Genomic DNA, 16,370 nt, shown 5'->3' with positions numbered 1-16,370 from the left:
AAACAACGTCTGCCGCCGAGGAACGCGGTATTGACGGCGGTAAAAAAAATAAAGGGTAGGAAACGGCATATTGTCGTGGATATTATGGGAAATCTGTTATCAGCGGAAGTTCATGCAGCAAATATTCACGACACAAAATCCGGTATTTCGGTTGCCAAAAAGGCATTTGAAAAATACCCAACCATCAAACGGTTTAGTGCTGACGCGGGTTACCGCAAGACTTTTGAGGAAAATGTCGCTGACCAATTGGGCATTGGCGTTGATATTTCTGCCCGAATCACGCCTGAATGGTTGGTTTTACCTAAACGTTGGGTTGTTGAACGAACCTTTGCTTGGGTAAATCATTCAAGGTTACTCAGTAAGGATTACGAGATTAAATGCAAACATCAAGAAAATGATTTCATCATTTCCCATTTGCATACTTTACTTAAACGTTATTGAACATAGGTTCTTAACCAACTGACCCAAGGTGATTTGGTGTTCAGAAACCCATGCGCTGACCGTATGGTAGGGGCTGTGAAACGCATTGCCACTGCCGCGTATGGTTTTACCGTCTATGTTGATAACATTGCTTCGTATCAAGCCAAATTCAAGCATTTTGTTGAGACCATCAAATAAACCTTGCGGATCTAAACATTCAAAAACGCGGCGGAATGTATCGCTGTCAGGGATACCGTTAGGCAGCTCCAATGCCAATGCCGTTCGTAACGTTTCTTCCCGTTCCCGCCCAAACATCTCCATATCAACAAAATCTTCACCCATGCAAATAACTGATAATAATCCAATAATGACAATATCTTCCAATTTATGCCGAAGATTTCCGTAAGGACGGCGAGGATCGGTTAAGCCTGAAACGGTTTCTTTTCCCACAAGGCTATCCTTTATGATTTGTGTTTTTTAAACTTTATGCTACCAAAAGTGATTGGCTCTTTGCTTTTTAATTCGTAATCGTGACGTAGATATTATGATGCGTGGCCTCGAAGCTAAGCACGGCAAGGCTTTCGGGTCGTTAGCGGCATGAGGTCAAGATAGTACGAACATAGTTTGAACAAGTTTTGAGAAGTAGCCGCCATAGCTCAGTCGGTAGACCTTCGCATTTGTAATGCGAAGGTCGTAGGTTCGACTCCTATTATTGTCACTATTTTTCTAATTAAATTAACAAGTTAACGTTGAATTATTTTACTTTATTCAACACTAATGTGCATTTTTGCGCATTGCAGTTGTGGCAAAATTGAGGCATAGTAGGCTACTCCAATGCATCATTTCGCACTTTTCATCAACTCATCGCAATAATGTCAGGTTGACATTTTCTCAACTTTGCGAAAATTGTGATCAGTCAATCAAAAATAACCTATTATTTTGACTTGAAGGCTTGAAAGTAAACGAAGCTGCCCCAAATATAAAACCTATTCACAACCAAATCGGGGCTAGCATGAGTATCCAAAATAAATTTAAGATCTTTCATGATGCTATCAAGCTAGGCAGAAAGGACATTGAGTACACCACTGCCCGCTTGAAAGACGATAGCATTACGGCTGAGATTGTTAAACGCTTCAAAGAAGATGGATATCCAATCATTGAGGATTTCATACAGGGGTCTTTGGCTACAAGCACGGGTATCCGAGAAAAAGGTCAAGATTTTGATATTGACCGTGCTATCGTCATTGAGGCGGAACTAGCTCCTGAAAACCCTATTACTCCTAAGCTCGCTGTTCTGGAAGTACTAGAAAAAAGGGGGTTTAAAAATGCTAAGATAAAAAAACCTTGCGTTACTGCTGATTATAAAGCTGATGATCTTCATATTGACGTACCTATCTATCGCAAGTACGAAAATGGTCAATATGAACTTGCAGTTGGTAAGAAACATGCAGATGAGAACAATCGAGAATGGGCGCGAGCAGCTCCTCATGAACTGATAGATTGGGTAAATTATTTTGATAACAATGAGACTTATGGTCAAAAAAAACATGACCAATATAGGCGTATTGTTCGATATCTAAAACGATGGAGAAACTTTATTTTTAGCGAAGAAGATGTACGTCGTAAAGTTTACTCAATAGGAATTGCAGTGATGGTCAAAGAGTCATTTAATCCTTCAATCAACGATGAAGGATTCCCAGATGACCTTACTGCGCTTAGAGCGACTATTAATCGCCTGCTTAATAATCAAGGTTATTTTTCTATGGTTGATATAGATAAATACAAAGTAAAAGTCATACTACCAGTAAGTCCTTCTAGGGATATTTTCCATAACAGCAGCATTGCGACAGGAACGCAGTTGCGCAACAAACTCAATGCATTATTAAGAATATTGGATAAAACTGCTGATGAAGATCAAGAGTCTAAACAATGTGAATTGCTACGTAGTGTATTTGGTGAAGATTTTCCAGAGTGCGCATCTAAAACATCTGAAAACGTAAAAACGGTATTTTCTACTGCTGGGGCAGTTGGGACATCGCAAGGCGCATGAATTACTCAACTGTATTAATTCACTTAAAAAAATGCGGATATAAGGTGTCCGCTCTTAATTCCTCGTCATTTGCAAATGAGTTTTTCACAAATGAGTTTTTCACAGTTGACTTAGAGATTAATAATTATGCAGTTACTCTATTGCACATTACTGTTACTGAACTCTCTCAAATGCCTAGCTTTCTTTTAACCAACCCATCGAATTTACCTAGACTTGCACATACAACTCTGCTTTTAGAAATACCTTATGCCAGTATTTGTGTCAATACTCCTGATTCAGTATCCGTAAACTATGAATGTCCAGAGCTAGCCTTTGAGGATTCACTTAAGAGACATGTTTCTCTCCTTAAGCAAGCATTATCCGATAGTGAATGGAACAAATCGGAATTACTAAGAGAATTTGAAGCAGGGTGGTTGAATATAGTTAACCCTAAGATCCCTTCATTCCTCTGTTTATCTGAAAGTAGAACTGCGAAAAAGTTGAGTGTTTTTAAACCGCGAACAAAAAACCCTATGGGATTCGGTTCATATTTTTTAGGATATGCAGAGGGATGTATTTCTGAAAATACTTTTTCGCCAATTAATCAGATAATTAAAGATCGAGAAGCGACAAAGGGACACGGTTTTGTAATACCACTCAGTGTAACAACACCAGCCCCCTGTAAAAAGGACGACATCTCTGAATGGTATCTCAATTTATTGAATAATTTACCACTTGCTACCAAAACCAAACTAATACAAGAATTTTCTCAACAACGTTCGCGTGAGTTTTGGCTTGTTTTCAATGCTCAAATACCTTCTGGGACTACTTGGTTTGGCATCTACTTTTCGCTGAAAAATTCTGTTAAGGGACGTAAAAACTTACCTTTTAAGAATAATCATTTAGTGAAGTGGGATTTAGAGCCAATTGATGTTTTAACTTTTAATAAAGAGCGGCTTATGCCACGAAGTGGAGCTGAACAATCCCTTCTTGGTAAGAAAGTAATGCTAGTCGGATGCGGTTCTGTTGGGGGAGATATAGCAGATAAACTTGCCGCTTCTGGTATTGGTCATATAACATTATGTGATCCCGATACTCTTTCTTTGAATAACTTATATAGGCATATTTTACCACCTCTATATGTTTCAGCACCAAAAGCTTCCGCATTATTGTATAGTTTAAGTAGTAAATATCCATGGATTGAGATTGATGACTATTCTAGTAAGTTATTAGATTTAAGAAATAGTAATGTTTTATCGCAATACGACCTTATTATCTTGGCTATAGGTTCTCCTACACAGGAGCGAATATTCCATGATTATTTACTTACTGAAAGAATACAGACTCCAGTCATTAACACTTGGGTGGAAGGATATGGCATTGGCGGTCACGCCGTTCTTGATATTCCAGGGAAAAAAGGTTGTTTACGATGCGCATATGTTGACGCTTCTGATTACTCTCGCGGTCTCGCCTCTAATCTCAATTTTTTTGCTCCTAATCAGAATTTGACAAAAAATCATGCTGGATGCGGAGATGCTTTTTTACCATATACCTATATTGCATCGTCTCAGACAGCCCTAATCGCTGTAAATCTTGCTGTAAAGTATCTACTAAATAAGCTGAGTAATTCCTGTAAAATAAGTTGGAAAGGTAGTTCAGAAGATGCAATTAGTAATGGTTTTAAATTAAGCGAAAGATATAACGCATTTAATCGTTCATTAGAAATCCTACCTTTATACAATAACGAATGTGATATTTGTAATGGAAAGTTCTGATATGGTAGTTGTTGATAATATTAATTTCAGTATCAAAATTTCGCCAAAAGTGAATGAGCTATGGTGGAGCTATCGTCAAGTTAAAGCGAAAGATTGTGAGGTATTTGGTGTACTAATAGGTAATAAAAATCTCAATGAAGAAAACTATAGCGTATTAGAAGTGACTGTACCCCAACATGATGATCTATGTTCTAGAACAAGTTTTAAATTGAGAGATCCTGAACATCAGCGTAGGGTTGATTATTTGCACAAAAATTCTGGTGGTGAACTAATATATTTAGGTACTTGGCATACGCACCCAGAAAAAATTCCGCTCGCTTCCAATATTGATGTTCAGGATTGGAAGGAGTGCAGACTCAGGAATATAGAAAGGCAACTATTTTTTATAATTATCGGAACTGAAAAAAATGCTCTTTATTATTTCGAGAATGAAAATCTACAACATCAAGAGTTTTGATATTAAATTAAAGAGGATGAGAAATGAATAGAATAAAAGATATTGGTACAGGAATTTTTAACCAAACTATCCTACCACCCTTTGATATAATGATCAATGTAGATGAACATATTAGATTTCTTGATAAAGAAATTCAATGGAACGAAGTGGTTTATTTAACAGATGATAATAATAAAAACAGAATTACTATTCTAAAGAATGAAGATAATGTTGTTGCTGCAATGCGTTTTAACTTTCCTTTGGACGATATCATTTCAATAACACAACGTTTATGCAACAATAAAAAAATACTTAAATTAGCCGTTCTGCAAGGAATTGTTTTAGATATTTCTAATCTATCCAGTTTAGAATTAATACAAGAGATTCTAAAAAAATGTCAGTTTCAGACAATAAGAACAACCGTTAGTGAGATAAAAAAATTCTTGGCATCTCTTAGCAAAGATAAAGTACAAGGACGAGGGAAAAACTTTAGCAAAACTACTATAGAAACGGTATGGAGAGATAGCCATGGTCGATGTATGTTTACTGGGTGTGGTCAGCACTTGGGTACTGATAACCTATCAGGGGAGCAGGGAAATTTTAGTTATCTTGCACATAATGTTGCTTCTTCAGAAAGAGGTGAGCGTGGGATACCTATACTTTCAGAAAAACTATCAAACGAATCCGATAACATACTTCTGTTATGTGATAAACATCATAGACTAATTGATAAAATTGCTGGTTGCGACTATCCTGCTTCCCGTCTTTCCGAGATGCGTGTAAGACATTGTCGTACATCCGAGCTTTTGTTAGATGGCCTGAGTTATGAATCTGTGGATGTCTATATCCTTCTCTGGCCAGTAAATACTCAAGTTGTTTCTGTCCCTGGATTAAAAGAGATTGCAATGTCCCTGTCATCAATGAGTCTGAGATCATTGGGTGCACCCAATATTATTGAGACAGGCGGGGAGAGTTTGTTTTGTCAACATAGCTCTGACGTTGACAAAATAGTTTCTTTAATTAATATTTCTGCCCAGCGAATTTTAAACCAAACTCGTAGTCATAATTTCAAAGCAGCATTGTTTGCATTTGGCCCTATGTCAGCACTGATCGGATTGGGTGCTTTACTAGGTAACAAAGGACAATTCTTGCCAATGCTTCGCTATAGAGATGGGGGATGTTGGATGTGGCCGAAACCTTCACCTGTTAACGATTTTTACTCCGTTGAAGGGTTTGAATCACTACCTATCCAAGAAGAAGTTGTTATTTGTATAAATTTTACGGCTTTGTCACCTAAACTTGTAGAAAAAGCGCAGGAATTACAAAGAACAAAAGGATGCAGTATTATTAACTACACTGCCGTTGGAAATTTTATGGGAAATGGAGCGATACCTCACCCAGAAGATGGAATTGCTTTTTGTGCTAGATTACAACAAGATTTTCATAACCTAAAAAATGAATATGGAGTAAAACAGATCCATCTTATGGTTTGTGCGTCGAATGCAGCTTCTATTTTTATAGGTCAAGCATATGATTTACATCATCCTGATATACTTGTATATGATTTTTATGAAGAAGGAATGAAACCTGCATTACTTATTCAAAATGACTCTGTATCAACACAGATATCCTCTATTTGACTTTAATATTGCAATTGCAAATAACCAAGAATAGAAATTTATAATGATTATGAATTAATGGCTTAATTATCTTTAGAAGCCCCCTGTAGGGCTTCACTTATTAATGTTTTCAGAGTGAGATTAAGCGTAATGTTTAAATGTAGTGTTTCAACAAATAAAATAATTAATATCTTTAGATGCTGGTCATTAGTGTAAAAATTCTTGTTCCAGTTTCTACCGTACGAAACTTGATTGTTTTGGATTGCCATATGATGAAAAAAAAAGCAGTTTGACTGCGTTTCATTCGTGCACAAAAGAATATTCCTTATCAAACAACAGGCTGCCTGAAAAGAAAACGGAGAAGATTAAAAAAAGCAGGCCACTTCTTGAGATATTTAAAGCCATACACCAGCATCTGCCGGTGCATGACTTTTACCGAGTATCCCAAACACAAACGTAACCATATTCATTTTTTTAATATTTTGACTACACCTGCCAATCAATCGGAGCAATACCGTGTTCTTGCAAATAGGCATTGGTTTGAGAGAAATGACGGCAGCCGAAAAAACCGCGGTACGCAGATAAGGGCGACGGGTGCGGTGCGCTTAATACCAAATGACGCTGCTTGTTTATCATCGCGCCTTTGCGCTGGGCGTGGCTGCCCCACAGCAAAAACACCACGTGTTCACGGTGTTCATTCAACGCGGCAATCACGCAATCGGTAAACGTTTCCCAACCCAAATCCGCATGAGAATGCGCCGCGCCGGCGCGAACAGTCAATACGGTGTTCAGCAACAACACGCCCTGCTCCGCCCACGGCATCAAACAACCGTGATTCGGTATTTGAAAGCCGTCAATATCATCAGCCAGTTCCTTGTAAATATTCACCAAAGACGGCGGAATGGCCACACCATGACGCACAGAAAACGATAAACCATGCGCTTGATTGACTCCGTGATATGGGTCTTGCCCCAAAATCACCGCTTTTACTTGCTTGAATTCTGTGGCTTTAAAAGCATTGAACACATCACCGACAGGCGGATAAATCACCGTACCGTTTATCCGTTCCGTGCGCACGGTATTCAAAATATGCTGAAAATAGGCTTGCTGTTTTTCTGCACCAATCGCTTCATGCCAAGTATTCATGGTATCCATTTCCGAAAATCTGTTTTATTAAAATGCCCATATCATTTTGGCTGCCTGAAAGCAGCTCATTCATTTTCAGGCAGCCGTTCCTCTGCCAAGCAAACGTCGTCATCTGTTTCAGGCAGCCACGCTTGCCGCAGAGCAGCTTGAATAATGTCCATTTCAAAACCACGATATGCCAAAAAACGCATGTATTTGTGTTTTTCCTGAAGATTGCTCGGCGGCTGCCTGAACTTTTTATGAATAACCGCAGCCGCAGCAATCATTTGCTGCTGTTTACTCGGCAAATAATCGCGTATGGTCTGTTCATCAATTCCTTTTTGCGCCAACGTATATTGCAGGCGCAAATTGCCGTGAAGACGGCTTTTACTGTGAACATAGCTTTCCGTGAATCGGCTGTCTGATTGCCAATGCTTCTCAGCCAGTTCATCTAATAATTGATTTAATTCAGCCTCACTGCCGCAATGCGGCATAAGCTTTTTTGCCAGCTCGGCTCGGCTGATTTCACAGCGAGCCAAAATATTCAACGCACGTTGGCGCAAACTGATGTTTTGTTTCATAACTGCTGATTTTCGGGCAATGCGGGACGCAAACAATCATAAATTTCAGATAAAGCATCAACCACCATATCGGCTTGCGTGGCTTTTTGCTGCTGCAATACCGCCATATCACCATAGCCCCAGCGAACACCCGCACAAAGTGCACCCGCGGCTTTGGCTGCCAAAATATCGTTGGCAGAATCGCCCACCATTAATAAATGTTCAATGCTTACACCCAACACTTCTGCCGTATGAAGCAAAGGCAATGCCGACGGTTTTTTTTCAGATAAGGTATCACCGCCGATAATGAGGCTGAAATAATCCGCCAGTTGCAGGGCCTTTAATAACTGCACCGCCAATACTTCATTTTTATTGGTAATCACTGCCAAAGGCAGATTTTGCTGCCTGAATAAAACCAAAGCACTTTCCACTTGCGGATAAACACGGCTGTTGTCAGCAATGTGCCGATGATAATAATCCACAAACACGCTGAAGCCGCGCTGCCAATCGGCTTCATTCACTTCACCGTTTTGTTCACCGCTTAATGCCCGATGCACCATGCGCACAATGCCGTCGCCGACAAATTGCGCCATTGTGCTTTCAGGCAGCCTGTCCAAACCAAACACTCGCCGCATTGCGTTGGCAGCCGCCATCAAATCGGGTAAAGAATCTATTAATGTACCGTCCAAATCAAAAGCAATGGCATGTATGTCTGCCCATTTCATGTTTCAAGCTCCCTGAAAAATGCTTAATTATAGCGGTATCATGGCTCATTCTTAAAACCTTGCTGCGCTTTTTCGGATACCGTGTCAGCATATAAAAAACCATCACTGTTCCTTGATAGAGATAAAACCCGATGTGATGCGTTCATCCAAGCATCAAAGTATTTGCCTTTAGCAACAAATTCAAATTATTTCATTTTAGGGACATGACAACCAAACAAGGTAAAAACAAGACAACTAAATTTTCTCGGTTCTAAACCATTTAAGCAAGATTTTATAGATATTTTGCTCCCTATGGTTAAAACGAAACTCAGTTTCTTTAAGATGAATTTGAATGCCTTTAAACTTCGCCAAGCGATGTTTAGCAAAACCCCAAAAGCTCTCAATGCCGTTTACATGATTGCCCTTACCGTCGGAAAACTCATCATTACCATGATTGACACGAAAATGCTTTTCAAAACCCACATCAACCAAACCGTCGTAACCGGGCCAGCCGTCCGTATGGAGAACACTGTTAATATCGGCATGTCCTCTGATAATGGCTTGTAAAGTTTTGGCTTTTACATCAGGGATAATTTCTGTGTAAACGCAGCCATCGCGTTTAAGTAAGCCGAAAACAATGGTTTTACCGCCGGCACCGCGCCCGCGCTTACCGCGCACCCGTTTGGCGCCAAAGTAACTCTCATCGGCTTCCAATTCCCCGTTGAAAGGCGTATTTTGCAAACAATACACGAAAATTCGCAACCTAATCTTTGTGTATATTCGATTGATTGACTGACGGCTGATGCCGGTTAATTTTGCAGTTTGAGAGGCAGTCAAATCAAGCGCAAAACACTTGATAATTTGACGCATTTTTGCATCAGAAAGTGACGAACTTTTTTGGTACTTGCAAACCATTGCCATGATTCCTTTTCAGATATTTTAATGCCTTGTTTGGTTGTCATGTCCCTCATTTTATTCACAACAATAAAATCAATATTATCTGATATGGCTATATTCAGTATGTTTTATTTTGATAATACGCCGCTGTAAAGCAAAAACCACTCTTCAACAGAGTGGTTTTGTCAAATAAACACAGCATAAAATTAGATATTTTACCTGCCAAAGAGACCTTTGAAAAATATCCGAGTGTTAAACATTGTTGTGCAGACGCAACTATTGAACATGGGTTCTAAATTCTCATACCCGTCATTAGCTACTGCGATACTGTCGGCAACACCGAAAAGACAAAATCAACCAAGCAAATCCCTGCAAATCATTCAATGAATGTGAACAATTCACAAATTTGGTTCATTTTTGGTATTCTGTGGTTTCTATTGTGGTTTGTATCAATACAAAATCAATCCAATCAGGACGAGACTGTCGCAAATATTCTAGACCGTTCACTCAACCCTATTCGTCTCCGTCTCTGTCTGCGGGTTCGGTTGCAAGCAATGCTTTCACTACGCCAATCAAAATTAAGACAATCGCAGGAGGAATAAAATACACCGCAAACATTTGAATCACAAAAGTCGGTCCGCCCCCTTGTATGGTTCTTGAAAACATCAATGCGGCATTAAACAACACAATCAAAACCAAACCCAGAAATGTCAGTATTTGACCCGGTACAGGACTGGGTAAACGTTCCCGCAAATGGGTGAAGTGGACAAACAGAAACACAATAATCGCACTGGGCAGATAGCCGACAAACAACATCGCCAATGATGACCACACCGAAGACGGTAGCCTCAAAACATCAGCACCTCTTAGCAATAGAAAAGTCATCTTCTTTAAATGAAGCAAGTTATCAAGCAATATCACCATACCCAGAAAAATAATCGGCATATTTATAATCCATAAGTGTTTTGAGCGAAATAAAATAATTAATTTAGTTTAACATAATCTATCAAAAATATGGGTGTATGGAAACTTAATTTTTGGTTATAAAAAGCCGTATCCATATGCAAAAAATAGTTGTCCCACTACAATACGCCGCTGTAAAGCAAAAACCACTCTTCAACAGAGTGGTTTTTGTTAAACAATCGAATAAATCACTTATTTAACTTCTCTCCAAGTTTGGCGAATCAGGCTTTTGGTCGCCGCCGGTAAAGGCACATAGTCCAATTTTGATGCAGCGGCATCGCCTTGGGTGAATGCCCATTCAAAGAATTTTAACACTTCTTGGGAACGTGTCGAATCAGCCGGATTTTTGTGCACCAGAATAAAAGTAGCCGCCGCAATCGGCCACGCATTCGCACCGCCTTGATTGGTCAAAATCAAATGATAGCCGGATGCATTTTTCCAATCGGTATCCGCAGCAGCGGCGAAACTGGCTTGGCTCGGCTGAATAAATTTACCCGCTTTATTTTGCAATTGTGTGTACGCTAAGCTGTTTTGTTTGGCGTAAGCGTATTCCACATAACCAATACTGTTGTTCACGCGGCGAACATAGCTTGCCACGCCTTCATTGCCTTTGCCGGCAACACCGCTGTTTGCGGTCGGCCATTTAACGGTATTGGCAACACCGGCTTTATTTTTCCATTCAGCGGAAACTTGGCTCAAATAGTGAGTGAAATTGAAAGTAGTGCCGCTGCCGTCTGCACGGTAAACGGTTACAATTTTGGCGGACGGTAATTTCAAACCCGGGTTCAGCGCAGCGATTGACGCATCATCCCATTGGGTGATTTTGCCCAAGTAGATGTCTGCCAATACAGTGCCGTTTAATTTCATTTTACCAGCGGCAACGCCGTCAATATTCACAATCGGCACAACGCCGCCAACCACCGTCGGAAATTGAATCAGTCCTTCTTTTTGCAATTGATCTTGTGTTAATGGGGCATCGGTTGCACCAAAATCCACGGTTTTGGCAGTGATTTGTTTCACGCCGCCGCTCGAACCAATGGATTGATAATTCACTTGATTGCCGGTGGCTTTTTGATAGGCTTGCGCCCATTGTGCATACACCGGTTGGGGAAACGATGCACCTGCCCCTGTAATATTGGCTGCCAACAGGCTGCCTGAAACCGCACATAAAGCCGCCGCAGCGGCAATTTTTTTGATTGACATCTTCAACACCTTCTTTCTTCGGCTGATTTAGGAAAACGAGTTCAGTGTAGAAAGAAAGAATGACAAAGCCATGACAATTAAGTGATATTTACATGACAATCAATTACTTTATTATTAGAAAAAGAAAAAACATAAAAAACAGACTGCCGACAAATATCGTTTGCTTATTTGCGTAAAAACTCAGGGTTGCGCCAAATAACACTTTGCTTTGCTTTCAGGCAACCTTTATTTCTTTTCTAAATTTTTCAGTAAATTAATGGCAGCACCAATGTCTCTGCCGCTGTCGGCAATGATTTGCTGTGCTTCATCAGCAGTCAAATTACCGTGTGCCACTTCATTGGCTGCCCACAAAATCGAAGCACGCGTGCCCGTGCGGCAGTAACCCAGCAAAGTTTGATAACCGCGGGTCAATTCATCAAACTGCTTAACGTCTTTAACCGTAATCTGCCCCGGTATCACCGGCAAGAACACAAACGCCATACCTGCGTCTTGACACCATTGCTTTACCTCTTCACCGGTTGGCTGATTTGGCTCTTCAAAATCAGGACGCTGACACACCACAGCATCAATATCCAAGGCTTTGGCTGCCTGAATATCTGTTAGTGAAATTTGCGGTGCACAAAAGAAATATTTCGCCAATTGATCCATAAATACCACGCTTTCTTAAATAAACAACAATCATTTGGATTTACGAAATACGTTCAATCCGTGCACCCACATTGCCCAATTTCTGCTCAATATTTTCGTAACCGCGATCCAAATGATAAATTCGTTCAACAATGGTTTCGCCTTGAGCCACCAAACCCGCCAGCACCAAACAAGCGGAAGCACGCAAATCGGTTGCCATTACCGTTGCGCCTGATAATTTTTCCACACCCTTTACGATTGCGGTATTGCCCTCAGCACTGATGTCTGCGCCCATGCGATTGAGTTCGGGTACGTGCATGAAGCGGTTTTCAAAAATGGTTTCCACAATTTTGCTGCTGCCTTCGGCAATCGCATTCATCGCCATAAACTGCGCCTGCATATCGGTGGGAAACGCAGGATACGGCAAGGTGCGAATATCCACCGCTTTGGGACGGTTCTGCATATCAATGGCAATCCAATCATCACCTGCTTCAATAATTGCACCCGCCTCGGTTAATTTATCCAAAACCACTTGCATGGTTTTTGGTGCGGCACGGCGCAATACCACTTTACCGCCCGCCATCGCAACAGCGCACAAAAACGTTCCCGCTTCAATGCGATCCGGTACCACGCTGTGGCTGCAACCGTGTAATTTTTCCACGCCGCGAATGGTGAGTGTGCGAGTGCCAATGCCTTGAATATCTGCCCCCATTTTCACCAAGCAATCCGCCAAATCAGTCACTTCCGGCTCTGTTGCCGCATTTTCCAGCACAGTAATCCCGTCAGCCAGCGTTGCCGCCATCAACAGGTTTTCCGTACCGGTAACCGTTACCATGTCCATCACAATCCGCGCGCCTTTCAAGCGTTTGGCACGGGCTTTAACATAGCCGTGTTCGATGAGAATTTCCGCACCCATGGCTTCCAAGCCTTTGAGGTGCTGATCAACCGGACGAGAACCAATCGCACAGCCACCGGGCAAGCTCACTTGCGCTTCACCGAAATGCGACAAAGTCGGACCCAATACCAAAATGGACGCGCGCATGGTTTTCACCAATTCATAAGGGGCGCAGGTATTGTTGATGCGGCTGCAATCGAATTCAAATTCATGCACATTGTCGGTCATTACCCGTGCACCCATGCCCTGCAATAATTTCTGTGTGGTTTTGACATCACGCAACATGGGAACATTGGTCAAGTGCAAACGCTCTTTGGTTAAAAGCGCAGCACACATCAGCGGCAAAGCCGCATTTTTTGCACCGGAAATAACGATTTCACCGTTAAGATGACCGTTGGCAGTAATTTTAAGTTTATCCATAATGATTTAATTTTATTTAGATTTTTTAAATTTTAATTGTTTATATCGGCTTTATTAAAAGAAAGGCTACCTGAAAAACAAATACACAAAAAACAAAACTGCACTCTCAAAAAACCGCTTACTGCTGCTTTGCCGCCCACTCCGCAGGCGTTGCCGCGGCACTGATTGACAAAGCATGCAATTCATTGCTGGCAATTTTATCCGCCAACCCGTCTTTAACCAACCGATGCCGCGCCAAGCGGTTTTTGCCCTCAAACGCAGTGGATACGATTTGTGCAAAAAAATGATGTCCGTCGCCTTCAACCGCAATATATTCACACGGCAACATTTGAGCAATCAATGCCTTAACTTCTTCAACACTTAACATAAGCCAATAAACTTTCAATGATTCAGGTAGCCTGAGCAGTCAGGGAAACCTTTTTTTGTTTTAATAATTTGTTTTAATAAATGGCACAAACACAGCTACATCGGTTCAACCATTGCGTAATTTCCAGCCTGATTGCAATACCGCATATACAATCGCGCTAATCAGCACACAAAACGCGCCGCACACACTCAGCGACAGCCACGGCGATACATCACTTTCGCCGAAAAAACCATAGCGAAACCCATCTATCATATAAAAAACCGGATTGCCATGACTCACCGTCCGCCAAAACGGCGGCAGCGAATTAATTGAGTAAAACACACCCGACAAAAAGGTCAGCGGCATAATCAGGAAATTTTGAAACGCTGCCAGCTGGTCAAATTTTTCAGCAACAATACCCGCCAACAAACCAAATGCTCCCATAACCGCACAGCCCAAAAAAGCAAACGCCATTATCCAGCCGAAATAATGCGGCATGGGCAAGCCAAACCAAGCGGTAACGGCAATGACACCCACACCCACCGCCAAGCCGCGTACAATTGCAGCACCAACATATGCCGCAAAAAATGCGCCCGAAGTCAAAGGCGGCAGTAAAATAAAAATCAAATTACCGGTGATTCGCGACTGAATCAGGCTGGACGACGCATTGGCAAAAGCATTTTGCGTCATCGACATCATCGCCAAACCCGGAATCAAAAATGCGGTATAACTCACGCCCGGCAACACATCGCCGTGCGCACGCATCACATGCGAAAAAATCAATTGATACAACAATGCCGTCAGTATCGGCGCAGATAATGTTTGAAAACCCACTTTCCAAAAACGCAGAATTTCCTTTTTAAACAAGGTATAGCAGCCAACTAAATTCATGCCGCCGCTCCTTGTTCATCACGCATTAAATTCAAGAACACATCTTCCAAATCAGTTTCCAAAATATTCAGGCTTTTGATATTTACTTTTGCAAATTGCAAGGCTTGCAGCACAAACGCCAATTCACTGTAATCGTTGAGCTTCAAAACACAATCAAAACCTTCTTGCTCCAGCAAGCAGCGATTCAGGCTTTCAGGCAGCCTTTGATCCAAAGAAAGGGCCAAACGGATGCCCGATTGCTCTTTATGCAATAAATTGGTTGTGGAATCCAACGCCACCACTTGCCCGTTTTTCATCATGGCAATGCGATGGCACAAACTTTGCGCTTCTTCCAGATAATGCGTGGTCAGAATAATGGTGTGTCCTTGCTGATTCAATTTTTGGATAAACTGCCACAGGTTTTGACGTAGCTCCACATCAACACCGGCAGTGGGTTCGTCCAACACAATCACGGGCGGACGATGCACCAAAGCCTGCGCCACCATGACACGCCGTTTCATACCGCCGGATAAATTACGGGTATTGGTGTTGGCTTTATCCGCCAAACCCAAGCCGCTGATGATTTCATCAATCCAATCATCATTGTGCTTGATACCAAAATAACCCGATTGAAACCGCAATGCCTCGCGCACATTAAAAAACGGGTCAAATACCAATTCTTGCGGCACCACACCCAAACTTTTTCGCGATTGATCCGCCTGATTGCGCACATCATAACCATTAACCGTGATTTTTCCCGAAGTTAAACGCAGTAAGCCAGCACTGGCTGAAATAAGCGTGGTTTTACCTGCACCATTCGGACCGAGCAAGCCAAAAAATTCGCCTTCCTCAACCTGAAAGCTCACACCGCGAAGCGCGGTAAATCCATTGGCATAGGTTTTAACGGCATTTTGTATTGATAATGCGGGTTTGGACATACCGTATTCGCTGACTTTTAATAAACTCAGTCATTCTAGCAAATTACCGTTCAAACCGATATGACCCGCAGTCAAGATGATGTCTTGCCCCGCATAAAATTTTTGCTTCTTCAATGACAAGACTTCTTACTTATAGCTGTACTATTATTTTTTCAAAAAAGAAAATATCGCCTATTCAGCAGATTTCAGACAATTAGCCGTAAATTTTCTGGCAAGTCGTTTTGAAAAATTTAATAGTTTAGCTAGTCGCTCCTGAATTAATGGCAAGTGATTGAAAATATACAATAAATACTGATTTTATGTTATAATTCACTGCAATAAATCTGTTCAAATATCAAGAAAATCTTGCAGTTATGAAGCCGAAACAACTCAACAATCACCCTGATTTATTCCAATTACAATTATCTCAAATCATTAACATGAATCACCCGTTGGTGAAATTATCTAATCAAATTAATTGGGGTAGATTGGCAGAAAAAATCGAAGTATGTTACACCACAGAAAAAGGTGGACAACCGCCTCTACCGACACGCTTATTGATTG

The 16,370-nt window shown here is 41.2% G+C and carries 19 protein-coding genes; 6 read left to right on the top strand and 13 right to left on the bottom strand.

Annotated features, from left to right (window positions below):
- A partial coding sequence (locus Q384_RS08820) for a transposase (RefSeq protein WP_156956518.1) occupies nucleotides 1-441 on the top strand: 441 nt, incomplete at its 5' end.
- Here Q384_RS08820 and Q384_RS08815 read toward each other — a convergent pair.
- Nucleotides 424-870 (bottom strand): ISAs1 family transposase, encoded by a 447-nt coding sequence (locus tag Q384_RS08815; RefSeq protein ID WP_051940794.1) that lies wholly within the window; start codon nucleotides 868-870, stop codon nucleotides 424-426. The genes Q384_RS08820 and Q384_RS08815 overlap by 18 nt on opposite strands.
- Nucleotides 871-1,432: 562 nt before the next feature.
- Between Q384_RS08815 and Q384_RS08805 the strand changes: the two genes are divergently transcribed.
- Genes Q384_RS08805 through Q384_RS08790 form a run of 4 tightly spaced genes read left to right on the top strand, consistent with a single transcriptional unit; the run spans nucleotide 1,433 to nucleotide 6,300 of the window.
- The gene (locus Q384_RS08805; protein WP_037587250.1) at nucleotides 1,433-2,470 is read left to right on the top strand and encodes a nucleotidyltransferase domain-containing protein; all 1,038 of its coding nucleotides are present in this window, start codon (nucleotides 1,433-1,435) and stop codon (nucleotides 2,468-2,470) included.
- On the top strand, nucleotides 2,467-4,224 hold the full coding sequence (locus Q384_RS08800) for a ThiF family adenylyltransferase (RefSeq protein ID WP_037587248.1): 1,758 nt from the start codon (nucleotides 2,467-2,469) through the stop codon (nucleotides 4,222-4,224). Before Q384_RS08805 ends, Q384_RS08800 begins: the two co-directional genes overlap by 4 nt.
- Complete coding sequence (locus Q384_RS08795) at nucleotides 4,211-4,681, top strand: Mov34/MPN/PAD-1 family protein (RefSeq protein WP_051940791.1); 471 nt, start codon at nucleotides 4,211-4,213, stop codon at nucleotides 4,679-4,681. The genes Q384_RS08800 and Q384_RS08795 overlap by 14 nt, the downstream gene beginning before the upstream one ends.
- A 23-nt stretch (nucleotides 4,682-4,704) precedes the next feature.
- On the top strand, nucleotides 4,705-6,300 hold the full coding sequence (locus Q384_RS08790) for an SAVED domain-containing protein (protein ID WP_037587246.1): 1,596 nt from the start codon (nucleotides 4,705-4,707) through the stop codon (nucleotides 6,298-6,300).
- A gap of 465 nt (nucleotides 6,301-6,765) precedes the next feature.
- Here the strand turns inward: Q384_RS08790 and ung are convergent, their stop codons facing one another.
- The 12 genes from ung to Q384_RS08730 all read right to left on the bottom strand — a co-directional run bounded on the left by ung (nucleotide 6,766) and on the right by Q384_RS08730 (nucleotide 15,827).
- The gene (gene ung / locus Q384_RS08780; protein ID WP_281174533.1) at nucleotides 6,766-7,434 is read right to left on the bottom strand and encodes a uracil-DNA glycosylase; all 669 of its coding nucleotides are present in this window, start codon (nucleotides 7,432-7,434) and stop codon (nucleotides 6,766-6,768) included.
- Between the two features lie 56 nt (nucleotides 7,435-7,490).
- Nucleotides 7,491-7,985, bottom strand: coding sequence for a recombination regulator RecX (recX, locus tag Q384_RS08775; protein WP_037587243.1), 495 nt, complete (start codon nucleotides 7,983-7,985; stop codon nucleotides 7,491-7,493).
- Nucleotides 7,982-8,689: a phosphoglycolate phosphatase gene (locus Q384_RS08770; RefSeq protein WP_037587242.1), complete on the bottom strand. Its 708-nt coding sequence runs from the start codon at nucleotides 8,687-8,689 to the stop codon at nucleotides 7,982-7,984. The genes recX and Q384_RS08770 overlap by 4 nt, the downstream gene beginning before the upstream one ends.
- 234 nt (nucleotides 8,690-8,923) lie before the next feature.
- Entirely contained in the window at nucleotides 8,924-9,538 is a 615-nt protein-coding gene (locus Q384_RS08765) for an IS1595 family transposase (protein ID WP_245608534.1), read from the bottom strand.
- Nucleotides 9,502-9,630: a hypothetical protein gene (locus tag Q384_RS14360; RefSeq protein ID WP_281174535.1), complete on the bottom strand. Its 129-nt coding sequence runs from the start codon at nucleotides 9,628-9,630 to the stop codon at nucleotides 9,502-9,504. Before Q384_RS14360 ends, Q384_RS08765 begins: the two co-directional genes overlap by 37 nt.
- A gap of 448 nt (nucleotides 9,631-10,078) precedes the next feature.
- Entirely contained in the window at nucleotides 10,079-10,510 is a 432-nt protein-coding gene (locus tag Q384_RS08760; RefSeq protein ID WP_156956517.1) for a hypothetical protein, read from the bottom strand.
- 210 nt (nucleotides 10,511-10,720) lie between these two features.
- Nucleotides 10,721-11,731 (bottom strand): phosphate ABC transporter substrate-binding protein PstS, encoded by a 1,011-nt coding sequence (pstS, locus tag Q384_RS08755; RefSeq protein WP_037587239.1) that lies wholly within the window; start codon nucleotides 11,729-11,731, stop codon nucleotides 10,721-10,723.
- A 225-nt stretch (nucleotides 11,732-11,956) separates the two neighbouring features.
- Nucleotides 11,957-12,379, bottom strand: coding sequence for a protein tyrosine phosphatase family protein (locus Q384_RS08750; protein WP_037587238.1), 423 nt, complete (start codon nucleotides 12,377-12,379; stop codon nucleotides 11,957-11,959).
- A 40-nt stretch (nucleotides 12,380-12,419) separates the two neighbouring features.
- Nucleotides 12,420-13,673: a UDP-N-acetylglucosamine 1-carboxyvinyltransferase gene (murA, locus tag Q384_RS08745; protein ID WP_037587237.1), complete on the bottom strand. Its 1,254-nt coding sequence runs from the start codon at nucleotides 13,671-13,673 to the stop codon at nucleotides 12,420-12,422.
- 118 nt (nucleotides 13,674-13,791) lie between these two features.
- Nucleotides 13,792-14,040, bottom strand: coding sequence for a BolA family protein (locus tag Q384_RS08740; protein ID WP_037587236.1), 249 nt, complete (start codon nucleotides 14,038-14,040; stop codon nucleotides 13,792-13,794).
- A 105-nt stretch (nucleotides 14,041-14,145) separates the two neighbouring features.
- The gene (locus Q384_RS08735; protein WP_037587235.1) at nucleotides 14,146-14,910 is read right to left on the bottom strand and encodes an ABC transporter permease; all 765 of its coding nucleotides are present in this window, start codon (nucleotides 14,908-14,910) and stop codon (nucleotides 14,146-14,148) included.
- The gene (locus Q384_RS08730) at nucleotides 14,907-15,827 is read right to left on the bottom strand and encodes an ABC transporter ATP-binding protein (protein ID WP_037587234.1); all 921 of its coding nucleotides are present in this window, start codon (nucleotides 15,825-15,827) and stop codon (nucleotides 14,907-14,909) included. The genes Q384_RS08735 and Q384_RS08730 overlap by 4 nt, the downstream gene beginning before the upstream one ends.
- A 353-nt stretch (nucleotides 15,828-16,180) precedes the next feature.
- On the opposite strand from Q384_RS08730, the gene Q384_RS13790 reads away from it, so the two are divergent.
- The coding region (locus Q384_RS13790) for a transposase (protein WP_037587233.1) at nucleotides 16,181-16,370 on the top strand (190 nt) is incomplete at its 3' end.

It is taken from the genome of Stenoxybacter acetivorans DSM 19021 (assembly GCF_000745895.1).
GTDB classification, from domain to species: Bacteria; Pseudomonadota; Gammaproteobacteria; order Burkholderiales; family Neisseriaceae; genus Stenoxybacter; species Stenoxybacter acetivorans.
Note: the sequence above shows the minus strand (reverse complement) of the source record. Positions and strands in the feature narration are given on the sequence as shown.